We start from the raw sequence: 1,309 nt of genomic DNA, 5'->3' as shown, positions 1-1,309 counted from the left end.
TGTTCGCCACCCTGGTCAACCTCAGCGGCACCAAAGTGCTGGCACGGATCGCCATGTTCGGCTTCCTCTGCGAGCTGATCGGCGCGGTGATCGTCTAGCACTGAAAGCTATCATCGTTGATCTGAACGCAAGTCCAGAAGCGCGTTGGGAAGCTACAGTAGCTCTGCAGAAGCAGCCACGTGACGCAAGCGCCTCGCGCATGCGTAACCGCTGCCGCCTGACCGGTCGTCCACACGGCGTTTACCGCAAGTTCGGCCTCGGCCGTAACAAACTGCGTGAAGCTGCAATGCGTGGTGACGTACCTGGTCTGGTTAAAGCCAGCTGGTAAGCACTGTCAAAGTCTCGGTGCTCGGGATCGGAAGATCCTGACCATCGGTGACCTTGAACTTGAATCAAGCCCCTTTTGGGGCTTGATTCATTTTTGGGGTGTGTCTAGAATACCCGGCTCGCCTGAGCCCGTGCTTTTTCCGCATGGATGAGCTCGGCGACAAGTAGTAGCCGCAAGGCTAATTTTTTTGTATTAGGAGCGTCTAGCCCATGAGTATGCAGGACCCGTTAGCGGACATGCTAACTCGAATCCGTAATGCCCAGATGGCTGAAAAGTCCGTCGTAAGCATGCCATCTTCTACGTTGAAGGTAGCTGTTGCCAAAGTCCTGAAGGACGAAGGTTACATTGCGGGTTATCAGATCAGCAGCGAAATCAAACCACTGCTGTCTATCGAGCTGAAATATTTCGAAGGCCGTCCGGTCATCGAAGAAGTGAAGCGCGTTAGCCGTCCAGGCCTGCGTCAGTACAAGTCCGTCGATGAACTGCCGAAAGTTCGTGGCGGTCTCGGTGTGTCTATCGTCTCCACCAACAAAGGTGTGATGACGGATCGTGCTGCGCGCGCTGCCGGTGTCGGCGGCGAAGTTCTTTGCACTGTGTTCTAAGGGGGGATAAGCATGTCACGCGTCGCTAAGAACCCCGTTAAGCTGCCAGCCGGTGTCGAAGTCAAATTCGCAGGCCAACAGCTTTCGGTGAAGGGTGCCAAGGGCACTCTCGAACTGAACATCCATTCGTCCGTTGAGATCGTTGAAGAAGCTGGTGAGCTGCGTTTCGCTGCTCGCAATGGCGATCAACAAACTCGCGCAATGGCTGGTACCACTCGTGCGTTGGTAAACAACATGGTCCAAGGCGTAAGCCAAGGCTTCGAGCGCAAGCTCCAGCTGGTCGGCCGCCACCGGTGAGGTGCTGGACTGCGACAGCGCGCACCATCCTGAAGTGTTCAGCGCCGCGCGGGTCTCGTTGGGGGCGCTCGGCGTGGCCACC

1 protein-coding gene and 2 pseudogenes are annotated in these 1,309 nt (G+C 56.5%); all 3 read left to right on the top strand.

Going from position 1 to position 1,309, the window contains the following annotated elements:
* Positions 1-91: 91 nt before the first annotated feature.
* Positions 92-328, top strand: a pseudogene (gene rpsN, locus ACQKP4_RS29140) (30S ribosomal protein S14); the annotation flags it as partial.
* Positions 329-537: 209 nt separating this feature from the next.
* Positions 538-930, top strand: a complete 393-nt coding sequence (gene rpsH, locus ACQKP4_RS29135; protein WP_427637446.1) for a 30S ribosomal protein S8 — start codon at positions 538-540, stop codon at positions 928-930.
* 12 nt (positions 931-942) lie between these two features.
* Positions 943-1,215 (top strand): annotated as a pseudogene (locus ACQKP4_RS29130) (50S ribosomal protein L6); the annotation flags it as partial.
* Positions 1,216-1,309: the final 94 nt, after the last annotated feature.

It is taken from the genome of Pseudomonas sp. NPDC086278 (assembly GCF_050280905.1).
Taxonomy (GTDB): domain Bacteria; phylum Pseudomonadota; class Gammaproteobacteria; order Pseudomonadales; family Pseudomonadaceae; genus Aquipseudomonas.
Note: the sequence above shows the minus strand (reverse complement) of the source record. Positions and strands in the feature narration are given on the sequence as shown.